This window comes from Streptomyces sp. NPDC051567 (assembly GCF_044454165.1).
Taxonomy (GTDB): Bacteria; Actinomycetota; Actinomycetes; order Streptomycetales; family Streptomycetaceae; genus Streptomyces.
This window is the reverse complement of record NZ_JBITDK010000005.1, coordinates 243,991-258,428: the sequence shown is the minus strand read 5'-3', so window position 1 is coordinate 258,428 and position 14,438 is coordinate 243,991. Positions and strand designations below refer to the sequence as shown.

The following is a 14,438-nucleotide window of genomic DNA, read 5'->3' as shown; positions in this document are numbered from 1 at the left end:
CCACGGGTGTGTAGCTCAGGGGTAGAGCGCTGCTCTTACAAAGCAGATGTCGGCGGTTCGAAACCGTCCACGCCCACCAGCGGAAACACTCGAAGGCCCTGTTCGGACGGCATACCGTCCGAACCGGGCCTTCGGCGTTCACGGGTGTTCGCGTGGGTCCGGGCGGACCGGGCCGGGGTGTGCGTCCCCCAAGGATCTCCCAGACGGTCAGGGGTGGACCCTCCCCGGCCGGGGTCAGTGGCCTGCGGGGTGGGTGGGGTCGTCGAGCCAGGTGTGCTGGCCCTGGGGGGTGGACGTGACGCCGAAGCGGGTGAGGTGGGGCCGGCCCTGTTCCTCGTACCAGGTCCAGGCCGCCGTCACCTCCGCCCAGAGGTCACGCGGCCCCCACGCGCGGACCGCCCCCGGCTCCCACCAGTCGGCGTACGTGACGACGGTGGCCGACGTGCCGGACTCGTCCACGAACTGGACCCGCCGCCGCGCGCCCTCCCCCCGGTGCGAGTACGACACGTCCGGCACCTGGAGGCCGATGGCGAAGTCCTGGAGGTAGGTCCCCCCGAGGACCTGCTCCGGATCGACCGGCGACGGCCGGACGGCCGGGTTCCCCGAGATCCGCAGCCCGGTGGCCGGCCGCTCGCCGCGGACCCACATGTACGCGGCCTCGCCGACGAACCGGCCCTCGGCCCGGTCCCCGTCGACGGTCAGTCTCAGCAGCCCCGCATTGCTGTACGCCGTACCGAACGGGGTCAGGACCAGGCCGCCCCGTGCGACCTGCCCGACCCAGGCGCGGGGAACACGGCGCAGCGACGCCGTGCTGATGATCCGGTCGAACGGCGCCCGCGGAGGGACGCCCAGGAGGCCGTCGCCCCGGACCAGCTCCGGCGTGCAACCGGCCGCCTTCAGGTTGGCCGCGCCCTGGTCCGCGAGCTTCTCGTCGACCTCCACGGCCGTGACCCGCTCCGACGTGACCCGCTCGCACAGCAGCGCGGTGTGATAGCCGGAGCCGTAGCCGATCTCCAGGACACGGTGGTGTTCCCGCAGGTCCAGGTGGTGGAGCTTGCGCATCACGATGTCCGGCGCCGACACCGAAGACGTGAAGTCGCCCGCCGCGGGGCCCGGCGGCGTCCGCCCGTCGTCCAGCTGGGTGATCACCGACCGGTACGGGTCCCACACGGCCCGCGCCCATGACCGCGGGTCGGCGTCGCGGTCGACGAACTGCCACAGGCCGTCGCCGTCCTGCACGGGCAGCCACACCGCGCGGGGCACGAACGCCTCCCGGTCGACGGAGTCGAAGGCCCGCGCCAGCCACGGTTCACGGAGCAGAGCCCCCGTCACCAGGGCCTCACGGCAGACCGTCCGGTTCACGGCTTGCCCGGCGACGCTGACGGCGACGGCGACGGCGATGGCGGGGCCGGAGCCGGTGAGGCCGGCGGCCTACTGCCGTCGGAGCTCGGCGGGGTGGGCGGCGGTGTCCACGGCTGGTCCTCCGGTTCTCCGGCGTGCTTGCCCTCGGACATGCTGCTCTCCTGTCGATTCGCGGGTTCGCGGGTTCGCGGGCTCGCGGGCTCGTGGGTTCGTGGGTTTTCGGTGGTCCGCCGGTCCGCCGGGCGGCCTCACCGGAGGTGGCCGCAGGGGCGCTCCCGGGCGCGCGGGGACAGCCCCGGCCGCCCGGCGGAGCACCCCTGCGGGTGACCGGCCGCCTCGGCCAGGCGCGCCGTTCCCGCGCGGACGAGGAGCGCCACGGAGGCCGGGTCGCAGTGGCGCCGCCGGGTGGTGGCCGCGGTCCAGTGGACGGGATGGGCCGGGTGGTACTCCAGCAGTCCCTCGGCGGGGACACCGAGATGGGTGCCGGGGCCGAGGCACGTGACACCGGGAGCGGCGGCGCGCCAGGTGGTCGCGGTACCCGGGGGCACGAGGGCGTAGTACGTACGGCCGCGGCCGTCGTGGATGACCGGGCCGTCGAGGTGCCCCGCCAGGCCGGTTCCGGCCGGTGCCCGGCAGGGCCCGGCCGGGGCGCCCGCCGCGTGGACGGCCGGGTGGACGGCGGCGTGGACGAGTGGCTCGGGCAGGCGGACGGCGTCGAACCGGTGGCCGACGGGGAGCACGGAGATCCCGCGCTCCCGCCACTCGGCCCGGACCTGGCCGGGCTGGTGGTGGCTGCCGGCCAGCCAGTCCGTCATCGTGCGCCTGCTCACGGTGAGACTCCCTCTCGTCGGCGGCGGTCTCGACTGCCGCACGGTCACTGCCGGATACACCGAGGTAACCGCAGGAGCCGCCCGCGCGAGTACCGTTGGAGGGTCGGAGACGTATGCAAGCCATGCAATGTCGGGAGTTGCTCATGGCGCGACACTCACGCACCCCCAACACTGGTCTGCCGGTCCTGCTTGAACAGGCCGGATGGTCTCGAAGCCAGTTCGCGTCGATCGTCAACCGGATCGGCGCCGAGGCGGGGCTCACCCTGAAGTACGGCCAGCCCGCGGTCTCCCAGTGGGTCGCCGGTCATCAGCCCCGTCCGCAGGTCAGAGGGCTGATCGTCGAAGCGTTCGAGCGGAAGCTCGGACGGCCCGTCACGTATGCGGAGACAGGCCTCACACAACCGGGTGCGGTCGAGGAGGCGGACACTGTCCGGGACCTCGTAGACCTCGGAAGGGCCGACATGGAGCCATCCCGACGCCGCGTGATCGCGGCAGGTGTCTTCTCCGCAGCGCTCGCCATCCCGTTGTTCCCGACTCTCGCCCGCGCCGACGGCCCGGAACCGATAAGGCCCGGCAAAGTGACCACCCGGGTCGGCCGGGCCCAGGTCACGGCGGTGCGGACGATGACCGACCGCATCGCGGACATCCTCGACGAACTCGGCGCGGGTCACGCGCGCCCCATGGCCGCCGCCTTCCTCGTCAACACGGTCGGACCGTGGCTGAAAGCGGAATCGACGGTGCCCGTCCGGCGGAGCATGCTCGCCGCCGCGTCCGACCTCGTCTACCTGACCGGGTGGATGGCGATGTACGAGCGCCAGCACCGCCTCGGGCAGGACTACTACCTGTCCGCGCTCAAGCTCGCCGGGGAGGCGGAGGAACACCTCGCCTACTGCCGCACCCTGCGCGGGATGTCCCTCCAGGCGTCCCACCTCGGCTACGGACGGCGGGCCCTGGAACTCGCCGACTCCGCCGCAGAGGCGGCTCCGGCGGCCGGGCCGCGGCTGGTCGCCTTCCTGCGGGGGCAGCAGGCCCACGGCGCGGCGATGGTCGGGGACCGGCGGCAGGCGTTCGGCCGGCTCCGGGAAGCGGAGGAGGCGCTCGGGCGCGCGGACGACCGGCGGGAGAGCGTCGGGGGCTACGACCGGACGGCGTACCTCTTCCACGTGGCGCACGTGCAGAACGAGACGAGAGACGTGGCCGGCTCGGTGAAGACGCTCCGGGAGTCGATCCGTCTGCAGCCCGCGCACGAGCGGCAGGGACGCCTGCACGCGTACGGACTCCTCGCCCAGCGGCAGTTGTCGATCGGGCACGTGGAGGCCGCCTGCGAGTCGTGGGGCCGCTTCCTCGACGACTACGAGGAACTGTCCTCCGCGCGTGGTGACGAGCACTTCGAAGTGATGAACCTGCGGCTCCGCCCGCACCACGGTGTCCGCGCCGTCCGTGACCTGAGCGAACGCGGGCGCCTCGTCGGAGCGTTGAAGGGGTGACAGGCATGACAGGCATGACAGGCATGACTTGGGGGACTTGGGGGACAGGGGGGTGAGGCGGCCGGGCCCCCGCTCGCGCGGGCGGGGGTACGGGGCCCTGGGTACGGGGTTTCGTGGGGTGCGGGGATCGGGATCGTCCGGGGTGGGGGTGCGGGATGGCCGGGGCCGGGGAGTGGCTGTGGGGCGTCGGGGCGGCGGCGGTGCTCGCCGCCGGGCAACTGGTGGCCGGGCGGCTGGGCGCCGACGGGTTCGAGCGCCGACGGGCCCAGGAACGCGACCGGCTGCTCGGGCAACTGGCGGCACGGACCGGGGCGGTACCGGTACCGGCTGCGCCGCCGGGGCCGGTTCCCGGGGCGGGGCCGGGGGAGCGGGACCCGAAGTACGGGGACGCCGGCGCGGCCCGGCCGAGGACGAGACCCGCCGGCCGGTACGACGACTTCACCCCGGTCCTCGTCGAGTACTACGCCTACGGACTGACCCAGGCCCGCAGTAGCTTCGTCACCAGCCAGCGGTTCGCCGGGGCCGGGGCGATGATCCTCCTGTTCGGCGTCGGGCTGGCCGTGTGGAAGGCCGAGACCAGCGGAGACCTCTACCTCGGGATCGTGACCAGCTCGGTCGGACTGGTCGTCGCCCTCGTCGGGCAGCTCTTCCACCGGCGGGCCGACATCGCCCTGAAACACATGGCCGACCAGACCGCCTCGCTCCGGGACGACCGGCGCGCCGCCGAGAACACGCGGCAGGCCGTCGCGCTCCTGGACGAGGTCGGTGATCCCGTCCTGCGGTCCCGGCTGCAGGCCGGGCTGATTATGAAACTTTCGGGGGCCGAGCTGCCCCCGGTAGCGGGATAGTAGACGTATGTGCCGATCGATCAAGACCCTGCGCCCGCCCGTCATCCCCGAGAAGGCCACGGAGGAGGAGATCCGTGCCGCAGCGCTCCAGTACGTACGGAAGGTGTCCGGATTCCGGGCACCCGCCGCCCACAACCGGGAAGTCTTCGAAGCCGCCGTGGACGCCGTCGCCGAGGCGACCCGCGCACTCCTCGACGGCGTCCACGTACGGGGACAGACCGCCTCCACGGCCGCCTCCACCGTGTGACCGGCCGACCCGTACGGTCACCCCCGGTGAGGTCCGGGCCGGGGGTGCCGGGTGCTACGCCGCCGGGGCCGTGGCCGCGATCGGGCGGCGGATGAGGAAGGCGGCCAGGGCGCCCGCCGCGAAGAGGGCGATGACGGACACGGCGGTGCCGAGCCAGGTGGTGCCCAGCCACTGGGCACCGAAGTAGCCGAGGGCCACGCTGTACCCGGCCCAGACCATCCCCGCCAGGACCGACCAGGGCAGGAACTCCCGGACCTTGCGCTGGGTCTTGCCCGCACCCAGCGAGACCACCGAGCGCCCGGCCGGGGCGAAACGGGCGATCACCACCAGGGCGCCGCCGCCCCGGGCCAGGGCCGTGCCGAGACGGTCCTGCGCCCGGGTCAGCCGACGGGAACGGGCGATGGCCCGGTCCAGCCGGGCCCCGCCACGCCGGGCCAGCCGGTACGCCGCCATGTCACCCAGGACCGAGGCGGTCGTGGCGATCACCAGCAGGGCCAGGATGTCCGGCACCCGCGCGGGCACGGGTACGGGACCCGCCGCCCCGGCGGCCGCGGCGGCAGCCGCCGCGGTGATCACCAGAACCCCGCTCGGCAGCACCGGCAGGAACACGTCGAGCACGATGGACAACGCCACGAGGGCGTAGATCCATGGGCTCGTGGTCAGTGACCCAAGAGTCTCAAGCAAAGCGGGACTCCCCAGTCCGGTCGGCGTGCTGCGGCGTGGAACACCGCGATGTCGCGGGAGCGGCAGGGGCGGCTTTACAGCCATACAGCGTACGCCGCGCGCCTGTACCCTGCCGCCCCGGGGCGGTTCCCGCATCCCGGTGTGTCAGGTCCCACCCGCCCCGCCACCGGCCGGTCCGGCGGACGGGGGCGTCACGGGCCGGTGAGGTCCCGGTCCAGCACGGTGACCAGGACGGCCGCCTTCCGCTTCTTGCGGGCCTGGTCCAGCCGCAGCCGGGCGGTCCGGCCCGAGAGCGCCAGCGTCATCAGCTGGTTCCCGAACCACGGCCCACCCGTACGCCGCCAGCTCAGCGGCGGCCGGCCCGTCCGCCCGTGCCGGGAGAAGCCGCGGCCCAGCCACCGCCCCGTCCGCGACCAGCCCAGCCGGAAACCCAGCTTCACCGCGGTGTGGATGGAGTTGTGCACCGGCGAGCACGTCAACTGGAACACCCCCGCCGTACTCGGTATGCGGGGCTCGGCCACGTACGCGTGGTGCACGTCGCCCGACAGCACGCAGATCGTCGCCGGCGCCCGGGGCCCCGTCCCCACCTCCTCGATCAGATCACTGAGCGCCGCGAACGACGCCGGGAACGCCGCCCAGTGCTCCAGATCGCTGCGCCGCCGCAGGTTCTCCCCGATCCGCGCCCACCGGGGCCCCCGCTCCCCCCGGCACAGCGCGGCGTTCCAGGTCTCCGCGTCATGGATCAGTGGCGGCATCAGCCACGGCAGTGAGGAGCCGATCAGCAGATGGTCGTAACCCCCGTGCCCGGCGAGCGCGTTGTCCCGCAGCCACTGCTGCTCCGCCGGGTCGAGCATGGCCCGGCCCTCCTCGGCCAGCACCCGCGCGGCCCGCGTGTCCACCATCAGCAGCCGGTACCGGCCGAAGTCACGCCGGTAGCTCCAGCGCACCGAGGCCGGATCGGCATCGGCCCGCGCCGCGAAGGCCCGTAGTGCCTCGGTGCCGTCCGGGGCCTCCCGGACCGCCCGGTACAGCTCGTCCGCCGCGAGTTCGGCGGGCGAGAGATTGCCCAGGTGCTGGTAGACCCAGTACGACATCAGCCCGCTGAGTATCCGCTCCCGCCACCACGGCGTCGCCCGGATCTCCGCCAGCCACGCCGCGCTCGTGTTCCAGTCGTCGATGACGTCGTGGTCGTCGAATATGTGCAGGCTCGGCACGGTCGACAGCAGCCACCGGATCTCCGGATCGGTCCAGGACTCGTCGTACAGCCGCGTGTACTCCTCGTAGTCCGCGACCTGGGCCCCGGGGGCGTCCCGCAGGTTCCGCCGGGCCGCGATCCACCGCCGGGTCTCCGGCGACAGCCGGTCCGCGTACACCTGGTCACCCAGGAGCAGCAGCACGTCCGGACGGGTCGCCTCCGGCTCGGCGGCCAGCCGCGCCGCGAGGGTGTCGAGCGCGTCCGGACCGTGCGGCCCGCGCCGGCCCGCGGGCGGCACGGCCTCCCGGCAGGAACCGAACGTGACGCGCAGCCCGGGAGCGGGCCGCCCGGCGCCCGCCACGGCCGGGGTGCTGATCGTGCTCGGCGGGAAGGCGCTGCCGGGCAGCGGCCACACCGGGACACCGTCGAGCAGCACCTCGTACGCCGTGGTGGCCCCCGGGGACAGGCCCGTCACCGGTACCAGCGCGTAGTGGTGCCCGGCTATCTGGAAGGTGTGCGCGGTGCCGCCGGCGCCGTCCGCGCACCGCACCTCGGCCGTGCACGGGCGGTCCGCCTCGACCCATATGGTGGCCGATCCGCCGGTGTCCCAGTCGACATGGCGCAGCAGTGGCCCCAAACGCAGTCCGGCCATGCAACTCCCCCCTCTTCCGTAGCCCCTTCGCTCACGGTACGACGGTGCGGGGGAGCCCCGCCTCCCCCGCACGGGGGAAAGATCAGCAACCGGCGAGGACACCGTCCAGGGCCGCCTTCTCGCCGGAGTCCATGCTCAGGGCCCAGTACTGCTTCACATCCACCCACATCCGGGCATAGGTGCAGCGGTAGGCGGTCCGTGAGGGCAGCCACTTGCCGGGGTCGAGGTCGCCCTTGGCCTGGTTGACGTTGTCGGTGACCGCGATCAGCTGCGGGCGGGTGAGGTCGTTGGCGAACTGCTGGCGCTTGGCGGTGGTCCAGGTCCCGGCGCCGGAGCGCCACGCCTCGGCGAGCGGAACGACGTGGTCTATGTCCAGGTCGGAGGCGACGGTCCAGGTGGCGCCGTCGTACTCGGAGTACCAGCTGCCGCTCACCGCGGCGCAGGCGGAGTCCTGGACGACGCCCACCCCGTCCCGCTTGAGGACGGTCTCGCGGGTGTTGCAGGTGCCGGAGACGGTGCTCCAGTGCGGGAAGAGGCTGCGGCTGTAGCCGCTGGTGGAACCCTCGGGCCGCGGGGTGACCGTCGCCAGGTAGGAGCGGGCGGCGGCGGCGCTGAGGGGGGCGGGCGGGGCGGCCTGGGCCGCCGGGGCGGTGAGGAGGGAGGTGAGGGAGGCGAGCGCGGCGGCGGACGCGAGCACGCCGATTCGACGCGCGTAGATGCTGGTGGTGCTGGTGGTGGTGCGTGTCATGGGGGACTCCCTGGGTGCGCGGGGGTGGTGGCCGTGCGGCCCCGGCGGGCGGTGGCGGTGGTCGTGGTCATGGTCGCGGCGCCGGGTTTCGCGGGGATGGGCGCCGGATGGCCATGTGGCGACATGGACACGTCACATTAGGGCGCGGAACGGCCCCCAGGGAAGAGGAAGTTGGGATTCCGCAGAAGCGGCCGGGGCCGGGCGCGGAAGCCCGGGGGGAAATGGCCTATTCCGGGAGCGCGCGGGCGTCCCGTACTCTGTACGGAGCAGAAGGGGAGTAGCTCTTCGCCGGAACGTCGACATACTGCTGGGTCACCCCAGCCGGCGCCCGGAGGCAGGCCGCGGAAAGCGGCAGGCCAGCGAGACCTTCGGCCGCAGTGTCCTGTTCAGGTGGAGGCGCGCTCACGCGCGCGTACATCACGTCAGGGCGCCGTCGAGCCGGAGCGACCCCTGAAACACCCCAGGTCTCTCGGTACGGATGGCGTCCTGCCCGACCGATCGAGGTTTCACCCCCGTGTTCAGCTTCAGTGTCACGGCGATCGCCTTCGGCGTCGTCTTCCTTGCCGAACTCCCCGACAAGACGGCCCTCGCCGGCCTGATGCTCGGCACCCGCTACCGCGCCTCCTACGTCTTCGCCGGTGTCGCCGCGGCCTTCGCCGTCCACGTCGCCCTCGCCATCGCCGCGGGCAGCGTGCTCACGCTGCTCCCGCACCGGCTCGTCCAGGCCGTCGTCGGCATCCTCTTCCTCGCGGGCGCGGTCATGCTGCTCCTGAAGAAGACGGACGAGGAGGAAGAGGTCAAGGAGCCCGCCGACCAGTCCTTCTGGAAGGTCTCGGGGGCCGGGTTCATGCTGATCCTGGTGGCCGAGTTCGGCGACCTGACCCAGATCATGACCGCCAACCTCGCCGCGCGGTACGACAACCCCGTCTCGGTCGGCCTCGGTGCCGTGCTGGCGCTGTGGGCCGTCGCCGGCATCGGCATCCTGGGCGGGCGCACCCTGATGAAGTACGTGCCGCTGCGGCTCATCACCAGGATCGCCGCTGCCGTCATGGCGGCGCTGGCCGTGTTCTCGCTCTACGAGGCGATCGCGGGCTGACGTCCGGGCCGGACACCCCATCCGGACCGGCTGTCCGGATGGGGTGTCCGGCCCGGGGTTCGGCCAGGGTCCGGCACCCCTGATACGTCGACGGCCGCGTCGGCTCCTGGCCGACGCGGCCGTCGATGTATCGGTCGATGTATCGGCGCTCGCCCCTCCGGCGCCAGAGGCCGGGCGTCCGGGCAGCAGGGGTGGGCAGCAGGTCAGGCGGCCGGGAACGAGTCGACGGCGACGTGGAACGAGCCGTCCGGGGCGGCGGTGACGCGCAGGGCCGTCAGGTCGGGGACGTGGGCCGTGGGGCCGTGGGCGGCGGCGCGCGGGCCGACGCCGATCACGCGCATGCCGGCTGCCTGGCCTGCGGCGATGCCTGCGGCAGAGTCTTCGAGGACGATGCAGTCGGCCGGATCGACGCCCAGCGCGGCGGCGCCCTTGAGGAAGCCCTCGGGGTGCGGCTTGCTGTCCGCGACGGACTCGGCGGTCACCCGGACGGCGGGCATCGGCAGGGCGGCGGCGGTCATCCGGGCCGTGGCCAGGGCCACGTCGGCGGAGGTGACCAGGGCGTGCGGCAGGCCGGCTATGGCCGCCATGAACTCCGGGGCACCCGGTACCGGCACCACGCCTTCGGTGTCGGCGGTCTCACGGGCGAGCATCACCGTGTTCTCGGCGCGGTTCTCCTCCATCGAGCGGTCCGGCAGGAGGATGGCCATCGTGGCGTAGCCCTGGCGGCCGTGGACCACCTTCAGGACCTCCCGCGGGTCCAGCCCGTGGGAGACGGCCCACTCGCGCCAGCAGCGCTCGACCACCGCGTCGGAGTTGACGATGGTGCCGTCCATGTCCAGGAGCAGGGCCCTGGCGGTGAGGACGACGGGTTCGGTGGCGGTGCTGGTCGGCATCGGCGGTACTCCAGACGGTGCGGGAGAAGAGAACAAGCGGTTCCGTCCACCGGTCAGGGAGAGAGGACGGAACCACTTTGTTTACACACGATACAAAACCGGGGGCGGTCCGCGCCACCACGAGGCCCCACGGCCTCCCGGACACCCGCCGCCCACCCCTGCGGCCCGGACACCGCCCGCACCCCCTTCCGGGGCCGGCCGGTGGCTCCTATCCCTCCATGGCCCGCCGGGTCCGAGGACCGTAGACGCCCCAGCCGTCCTCGTGGATGCCGTTGCGCCGCTGGAAATCCGCCACCGCCCGCTCCACCCGCCCGTCGAACGTCCCGTCGATCCGGCCCCAGTACAGGTGCCGGGCCGCCAGCAGCCGCTGGAGGCGCTCCACCTCCGGGCCCGAGTCCCCGTACCGCAGCACGACGGCCTGCGGGGGCGACGGCGGCGGGGGGCTGGGGGAGCGTCGCGTCGTACTCGGCGACGGGCTCGGGGAGGCGGCCTCCGACGAGCGGGACGCGCTCGGGGAAGCGGACGGCGACGGCGACCGCGAGGCACCCGGCGACGGCGACGGTGACGGCGAAGGAGACGCCGAGCGCGACGCCGAGGGGGACGGGCCGCCCGACGTTCCGGCCGGGGACGGCGACGGCCCGGCCGGAGCCGTGCTCACCAGGGGCGCCGGGGGCTTCGGGTCCGACAGGGTACGGTCCGGCGTGCCCGGACCCAGCACCCCCAGGGCCAGGGCAGCCGACCCGAGGACGACCACCGCACCGGTCGCGGCCAGCACCACCGGCAGCCGCCGCCGGGAGGCCGGGCCGTCCGTCCGCTTCTCGGGGCCCCCACCCCCACCCCCGCCCCCTCCGCCACCCGGATTCCCGACCCCGGTCCCGCCTCCGGCGCTGCCGCCCTCGCCCCCGGTCCAGGCCATGCCACCCGGATTCCCGGCCCCGGCCCCGGCCGGTGGCTCCGGGGGGACGGCCCGGAGCCGGACCGTCTCGTCCGGCCATGGCTGACCCACCGGCGGTACGGGTCTCCCGTACGCCGGGGTGTCGTCCGCCAGCGGCGCCGCCGACGCGGGAGGGACCGGCGGCGCGGGGACGGGCTCCGCCACGGGCAGCAGTTCCGTCGCGGCGCCACCCTCCGGGCCGTACGGGCCGTCGCCCACCGCTCCCTCGCCCGGCCCATCCGCAGCCACCGCGCCCGCGCCCGGCGGCGGCGAAGGAACCGACGGCGAAGGAACCGGCGCCGGAGGGCCCGCTGCCGGAGGGCCCGGTGGTATCTGGGCCGGTGGGTCGTCCGGGGTCGGCCGTGTCATGTACGGGCGGATACGCAGGGAGTCGAACCCCGCACCCCCCGCGCACTCGCAGCCGACGCCCATGGCGCCGCAGTCCGGACAGCGCTCAGCGCTCACTGACACACCCCTCCCTGGCTTGCCTGCGATTATGCAGAACCCGTCGGCCCTCCCCGGCCCTCCCCGGCCCTCCCCGGTCCGCCCGAGAGGCCATAACCGGACACACCACTCAGGATGGAGATGTTGATCCGGCCCGAGGAGGAGCCGATGGCTCAGGATGTGACCACCGAGGCCGTAGGACCCGGTCCCGACCCGCAGAACAGCGGCCCCGCCGCCGAACATCCCTCCCGCGGGGTGCTCGTCTCCATCGGCGCCCTGCTGCTCGGCATGCTGATCGCCTCACTCGACCAGACGATCGTCTCCACCGCCCTGCCGACCATCGTCAGCGACCTCGGCGGCATGGCCCACCTGTCCTGGGTCGTCACCGCCTACATCCTCGCCTCCACCGCCGCCACCCCGCTGTGGGGCAAACTCGGTGACCAGTACGGCCGCAAGAAGCTCTTCCAGTACGCCATCGTCCTCTTCCTCATCGGCTCCGCCCTCTGCGGCATCGCCCAGAACATGCCCCAGCTCATCGGCTTCCGCGCGCTACAGGGACTGGGCGGCGGCGGCCTGATCGTGCTGTCCATGGCGATCGTCGGCGACATCGTCCCGCCCCGCGAGCGAGGCAAGTACCAGGGACTCTTCGGCGCGGTCTTCGGCACGAGCAGCGTGCTCGGACCCCTGCTCGGCGGCCTGTTCGTGGACCACCTGTCCTGGCGCTGGGTCTTCTACATCAACCTCCCCATCGGACTCGTCGCCCTCGTCGTCATCGCTACGGCCCTGCACATACCGGCGCGCTCCGCGAAGCACACCATCGACTACCTCGGTACCGCCCTCATCGCCTCCGTCGCCACCTGCCTCGTCCTGGTCGCCTCCCTCGGCGGCACCACCTGGGCCTGGAGCTCGCCCGAGATCATCGGCCTCGCCGTCCTCGGCGTCGTCCTCCTCGCCGCCTTCCTGTACGTGGAGAGCAGGGCCGCGGAACCCGTCCTGCCGCTCAAGCTGTTCCGCATCCGCACCTTCACCCTCGCCTCGGTGATCAGCTTCGTCGTCGGCTTCGCGATGTTCGGCGCGATGGTCTACCTGCCGACCTTCCTCCAGATCGTCCGGGGCGTCTCCCCGACCATGTCCGGCGTCCACATGCTGCCGATGGTCCTCGGGCTGCTCATCGCCTCCACGGTCTCCGGCCAGATCGTCAGCCGCACCGGACGGTGGAAGGTCTTCCCCGTCGCCGGCACCGGGATCACCGCCCTCGGCCTGCTCCTCATGCACCAGTTGCAGCGCACCAGCAGCGACTGGGAGATGAGCCTCTCCTTCTTCGTCTTCGGTACCGGTCTCGGCCTGGTCATGCAGGTGCTCGTCCTGGTGGTGCAGAACGCGGTCAGTTACGCCGACCTCGGCGTCGCCACCTCCGGTGCCACCTTCTTCCGCTCCATCGGCGGCTCCTTCGGCGTCGCGATCTTCGGAACGCTCTTCACCGACCGGCTCGACGAGAAGCTGTCCACCGCCCTCGCGGGCGTCCCGCTGCCACCCGGTGCCGCCATCGCCCGGCTGGAGGCCGACCCCCGGGCGCTCGCCGAACTCCCCGCCGTGCTGCGCCCCCGGGTGCTCGACGCCTACGCCTCCTCCATCACCGACGTCTTCCTCTACGCGGTGCCCCTCGTCCTCGTCGCCTTCGTGGTCGCCTGGTTCCTCAAGGAGGACAAGCTCCGCGGCTCGGTCACCGCACCCGATGTGACCGAGACCCTCGCCTCCAACCCCGTCCATCGCTCGTCGCGCGAGGAGGTCGCCCGCGCGCTGTCGGTCCTCGGCACCCGCGAAGGCCGCCGCCACGTCTACGAGAAGATCACCGAGAAGGCCGGTTACGACCTGCTGCCCGCCTCCAGCTGGCTGCTGCTGCGGATCAACAAGTACGGCTCCGCCGACCCGGGGATGCTCGCCGAACGCACCGCCGTGCCGCTGAGGGCCATCACGGACGCCGCCCGCCAGATCGAGGGACACGGGCTCGCCGTCCGGGACGGAATGCCGCTGGTCCTCACCGAGAAGGGCCGGGAGGCCGCCCTGAAGCTGAGCGCGGCCCGGCAGGATTCCCTCGCCGAGCTGCTGGGCGACTGGTGGGGTCCGGACCGGCCGACCGACCTGGCCGACCTGGTCGCCGAACTCAACGCCGAGCTGTGCGGTTCGGACGCCGAGGAGCCCTACGACGGCCCGCCGCCCCGGGACCACTCCGCGCGCTGAGCGCGCTCCGGACCGGCCGTCCCGGGACCGGTTCGGGCGAGGCGCTTCTCGAACCAGTGCTCCGCGTACGGGCCCGAGCCGTACGCCGGTATCTCCTCGTACCCCTGACGCGCGTACAGCGCGCGGGCCTCGACGAGGTCCGACCGGGTGTCCAGGCGGACCCGCTCGGCGCCCAGCGTGCGGGCCTCCCGCTCCAGAGCTTCGAGCAGCGCCGCCCCGCCTCCGGTACCGCGGGCGCGCCGGTCGACGTACACCCTGGTCAGCTCCGCGGTGGCCGGGTCCAGCAGACGTATCCCGCCGCAGGCCGGCGCCGGGCCGGCACGCGGGCCGACGACGAACCGGCCCGTGGGCGGGGTCAGGCCGTCGTCAGGGAAGTCCAGGAGTCCCTGGTCGGTCTCGGCCTCGGTGACCGGCCGGTACCGGTACCGGTACCGGTACCGGTACCGGTACCGGTACCGGCCCGCGACCTCGGCGTAGTGGGCGCGGCGCGGGGTCGTCGGGTCGGGGGTGGTGAAGGACTCGGGGACCACGGTCCACGTGTCGCTGTTCCTCGTACCGTCACTGTTCATGGCGTCATTGTGGAGCCGGGGCCGGACGGCTCGCGGGAAGTATCCACATCGACGGTCCGATGATGGGAAGAGCGGATGATCCCCTCGTTCCGGCGAATTCCGGGGGGGGGGGGGGGGTCGCGCCCCCCCCCCCCCGGGATTAGCCGGCACGAGGGCCTCCGGCCCATACGGGTCAGGGCTGCTTAGGCGCCGCCCGCGGCCCCACCAC

General features: G+C 73.3%; 13 protein-coding genes and 1 tRNA gene. 6 read left to right on the top strand and 8 right to left on the bottom strand.

Annotated features, from left to right (window positions below; all coding sequences use genetic code 11):
- The first annotated feature begins 4 nt into the window (after positions 1 to 4).
- Positions 5 to 79, top strand: a tRNA-Val gene (locus tag ACIA5F_RS08860).
- Between the two features lie 155 nt (positions 80 to 234).
- Here ACIA5F_RS08860 and ACIA5F_RS08855 read toward each other — a convergent pair.
- Together ACIA5F_RS08855 and ACIA5F_RS08850 are read right to left on the bottom strand one after the other, a co-directional pair.
- On the bottom strand, positions 235 to 1,332 hold the full coding sequence (locus tag ACIA5F_RS08855; protein ID WP_399350678.1) for a methyltransferase domain-containing protein: 1,098 nt from the start codon (positions 1,330 to 1,332) through the stop codon (positions 235 to 237).
- 278 nt (positions 1,333 to 1,610) lie between these two features.
- Positions 1,611 to 2,192: a hypothetical protein gene (locus ACIA5F_RS08850; RefSeq protein ID WP_399350676.1), complete on the bottom strand. Its 582-nt coding sequence runs from the start codon at positions 2,190 to 2,192 to the stop codon at positions 1,611 to 1,613.
- Between the two features lie 143 nt (positions 2,193 to 2,335).
- Between ACIA5F_RS08850 and ACIA5F_RS08845 the strand changes: the two genes are divergently transcribed.
- The 3 genes from ACIA5F_RS08845 (at position 2,336) to ACIA5F_RS08835 (ending at position 4,774) form a co-directional block, all read left to right on the top strand.
- On the top strand, positions 2,336 to 3,679 hold the full coding sequence (locus ACIA5F_RS08845; RefSeq protein ID WP_399350674.1) for a hypothetical protein: 1,344 nt from the start codon (positions 2,336 to 2,338) through the stop codon (positions 3,677 to 3,679).
- 155 nt (positions 3,680 to 3,834) lie between these two features.
- The gene (locus ACIA5F_RS08840; RefSeq protein WP_399350672.1) at positions 3,835 to 4,527 is read left to right on the top strand and encodes a hypothetical protein; all 693 of its coding nucleotides are present in this window, start codon (positions 3,835 to 3,837) and stop codon (positions 4,525 to 4,527) included.
- 7 nt (positions 4,528 to 4,534) lie between these two features.
- Positions 4,535 to 4,774: a DUF2277 domain-containing protein gene (locus ACIA5F_RS08835; protein WP_399350670.1), complete on the top strand. Its 240-nt coding sequence runs from the start codon at positions 4,535 to 4,537 to the stop codon at positions 4,772 to 4,774.
- A 54-nt stretch (positions 4,775 to 4,828) separates the two neighbouring features.
- Here the strand turns inward: ACIA5F_RS08835 and ACIA5F_RS08830 are convergent, their stop codons facing one another.
- The 3 genes from ACIA5F_RS08830 to ACIA5F_RS08820 form a co-directional block, all read right to left on the bottom strand.
- A complete protein-coding gene (locus ACIA5F_RS08830; protein ID WP_399350668.1) occupies positions 4,829 to 5,458 on the bottom strand; it encodes a DedA family protein in 630 nt (209 codons plus the stop codon).
- A 191-nt stretch (positions 5,459 to 5,649) separates the two neighbouring features.
- Complete coding sequence (locus ACIA5F_RS08825) at positions 5,650 to 7,305, bottom strand: alkaline phosphatase D family protein (RefSeq protein WP_399350666.1); 1,656 nt, start codon at positions 7,303 to 7,305, stop codon at positions 5,650 to 5,652.
- Between the two features lie 82 nt (positions 7,306 to 7,387).
- Entirely contained in the window at positions 7,388 to 8,053 is a 666-nt protein-coding gene (locus ACIA5F_RS08820) for an HNH endonuclease family protein (protein ID WP_399350664.1), read from the bottom strand.
- 514 nt (positions 8,054 to 8,567) lie between these two features.
- On the opposite strand from ACIA5F_RS08820, the gene ACIA5F_RS08815 reads away from it, so the two are divergent.
- Entirely contained in the window at positions 8,568 to 9,149 is a 582-nt protein-coding gene (locus ACIA5F_RS08815) for a TMEM165/GDT1 family protein (RefSeq protein ID WP_399350662.1), read from the top strand.
- A gap of 203 nt (positions 9,150 to 9,352) precedes the next feature.
- Here the strand turns inward: ACIA5F_RS08815 and ACIA5F_RS08810 are convergent, their stop codons facing one another.
- A complete protein-coding gene (locus tag ACIA5F_RS08810; RefSeq protein WP_399350660.1) occupies positions 9,353 to 10,042 on the bottom strand; it encodes an HAD-IA family hydrolase in 690 nt (229 codons plus the stop codon).
- A gap of 208 nt (positions 10,043 to 10,250) precedes the next feature.
- The gene (locus tag ACIA5F_RS08805; RefSeq protein WP_399350658.1) at positions 10,251 to 10,454 is read right to left on the bottom strand and encodes a peptidoglycan-binding protein; all 204 of its coding nucleotides are present in this window, start codon (positions 10,452 to 10,454) and stop codon (positions 10,251 to 10,253) included.
- Positions 10,455 to 11,588: 1,134 nt separating this feature from the next.
- On the opposite strand from ACIA5F_RS08805, the gene ACIA5F_RS08800 reads away from it, so the two are divergent.
- Positions 11,589 to 13,661 carry a DHA2 family efflux MFS transporter permease subunit gene (locus ACIA5F_RS08800; RefSeq protein ID WP_399350656.1) on the top strand — a complete coding sequence of 691 codons (2,073 nt, stop codon included), beginning with the start codon at positions 11,589 to 11,591 and terminating at the stop codon, positions 13,659 to 13,661.
- On the opposite strand, the gene ACIA5F_RS08795 is transcribed toward ACIA5F_RS08800, so the two are convergent.
- Positions 13,622 to 14,230, bottom strand: a complete 609-nt coding sequence (locus tag ACIA5F_RS08795; protein WP_399350654.1) for a GNAT family N-acetyltransferase — start codon at positions 14,228 to 14,230, stop codon at positions 13,622 to 13,624. The two genes, ACIA5F_RS08800 and ACIA5F_RS08795, sit on opposite strands and share 40 nt — an antisense overlap.
- Positions 14,231 to 14,438 lie beyond the last annotated feature (208 nt).

What these genes read in the sequence shown, in the direction of transcription:
- ACIA5F_RS08845 (WP_399350674.1), top strand. Translation starts at nt 2,336, where the DNA reads ATGGCGCGACACTCACGCACCCCCAACACTGGTCTGCCGGTCCTGCTT.
- ACIA5F_RS08840 (WP_399350672.1), top strand. Translation starts at nt 3,835, where the DNA reads ATGGCCGGGGCCGGGGAGTGGCTGTGGGGCGTCGGGGCGGCGGCGGTG.
- ACIA5F_RS08835 (WP_399350670.1), top strand. Translation starts at nt 4,535, where the DNA reads ATGTGCCGATCGATCAAGACCCTGCGCCCGCCCGTCATCCCCGAGAAG.
- ACIA5F_RS08825 (WP_399350666.1), bottom strand. Translation starts at nt 7,305, where the DNA reads ATGGCCGGACTGCGTTTGGGGCCACTGCTGCGCCATGTCGACTGGGAC.
- ACIA5F_RS08820 (WP_399350664.1), bottom strand. Translation starts at nt 8,053, where the DNA reads ATGACACGCACCACCACCAGCACCACCAGCATCTACGCGCGTCGAATC.
- ACIA5F_RS08810 (WP_399350660.1), bottom strand. Translation starts at nt 10,042, where the DNA reads ATGCCGACCAGCACCGCCACCGAACCCGTCGTCCTCACCGCCAGGGCC.
- ACIA5F_RS08800 (WP_399350656.1), top strand. Translation starts at nt 11,589, where the DNA reads ATGGCTCAGGATGTGACCACCGAGGCCGTAGGACCCGGTCCCGACCCG.
- ACIA5F_RS08795 (WP_399350654.1), bottom strand. Translation starts at nt 14,230, where the DNA reads ATGAACAGTGACGGTACGAGGAACAGCGACACGTGGACCGTGGTCCCC.